This is a genomic window from Parvibaculum sp. (assembly GCF_049672805.1).
Lineage (GTDB): Bacteria > Pseudomonadota > Alphaproteobacteria > Parvibaculales > Parvibaculaceae > Parvibaculum.
Genome location: NZ_JBATWS010000414.1, coordinates 1 through 1,529, shown reverse-complemented (window position 1 = coordinate 1,529; position 1,529 = coordinate 1). Strand labels below are relative to the sequence as shown.

Annotated in this window: 1 protein-coding gene; it reads left to right on the top strand. The window is 65.1% G+C overall.

Going from position 1 to position 1,529, the window contains the following annotated elements:
- Positions 1-1,529: replication restart helicase PriA (gene priA, locus WBF74_RS12870; protein ID WP_424440539.1), on the top strand; the 1,529-nt coding region annotated here is incomplete at both ends.

Here is a 1,529-nt window from a genome sequence, read left to right as displayed (position 1 = left end):
AGCACGCGAGCGTGTTGTCGAGGTGGCGGGTGATGGCTTTGCGCGGACCGTGCGCGAGCTTGCTGAAGAGGCAGGTGTGTCAGATAGCGTCGTGCGCGGGCTTGTGGATGCGGGCACGCTTCTTCCCGTCGATGTGCCGACGGAAGCGCCCTTTGATGAGCCGGATCCTGAAAGAGAAGGACATTCCCTTTCGCCCGAGCAGGCGCAAGCCGCCGAAAAGCTGCGTGCCGCCGTGCGGGCCGGACGCTTCTCCACCACATTGCTTGATGGCGTAACCGGCTCTGGCAAAACGGAAGTCTATTTCGAGGCCGTGGCAGAAGCCTTGCGGGTGGGCAAGCAGGTGCTGATCCTGCTGCCGGAAATCGCGCTGACGAGCCAGTTTCTGGAGCGGTTTGAACGGCGGTTTGGCTGCCGCCCGGCTGAATGGCATTCCGATCTTCCCTCGCGCGAGCGGCGGCGTGTCTGGCGCGGTGTGGCGGAAGGGCGGGTGCGTGTGGTGGTGGGCGCGCGCTCGGCGCTTTTCCTTCCTTTCCCTGCGCTCGGCCTCATTGTCATTGATGAAGAACATGATGCCGCCTTCAAGCAGGAGGACGGCGTTCCCTATCATGGGCGCGATATGGGGGTGGTGCGGGCCTCGCTCGGCCAGTTCCCCATTATATTGAGTTCGGCCACGCCCTCGCTTGAGACGGCGGTGAATGCGGAGCAGGGGCGCTATGGATTGCTCCGGCTTTCCGCGCGGCATGGCGAGGCGGTGCTGCCGCGAATCAGCGCCATTGACATGCGCGCCCATCCGCCCGAGCGCGGGCGCTGGCTGTCGCCCATCCTCACGCGGGAGATATTGAGCGCGCTGGAGGCAGGGGAGCAGTCCATGCTCTTCCTCAACCGGCGGGGCTATGCGCCTCTCACCCTTTGCCGGACCTGCGGCCACCGCATTGAATGTCCGCAATGTTCGGCATGGCTCGTCGAGCATCGTTTCCGCCGCGAGCTTGCCTGTCATCATTGTGGCTATACGGCCCCTGTGCCCAGGGCTTGCCCGTCCTGCGGGTCGGAAGAGGCGCTGATTGCCTGCGGGCCGGGGGTGGAGCGGATTGCGGAGGAGGTGGCCGAGCTTTTCCCGGAGGCCCGCACCGCCATTGTTTCGAGTGACAATTTGCGGGGGCCAGCTGCCCATCAGGCCGTTTTTGCGGCCATCGAGGCGCGCGAGATCGATATTGTCATCGGCACGCAGATCGTGGCGAAGGGGCATCATTTCCCTTGGCTCACTCTGGTTGGCGTGGTGGATGCCGATCTTGGCCTTGAAAATGGAGACCTGCGGGCGGGCGAGCGAACTTACCAGCTTCTTCAGCAGGTGGCGGGGCGCGCGGGCCGGGCGGAACGTCCGGGGCGGGTTTTCCTGCAATCCTTCATGCCCGAGCATGGCGTCATGCAGGCGCTTGTCTCGGGGCAGCGCGATGCTTTCCTTGCGCGCGAGGCGAGCGCCCGGGAAAGGCTCGGCCTTCCGCCGTTCGGGCGGCTGGTCGGCATTGTCG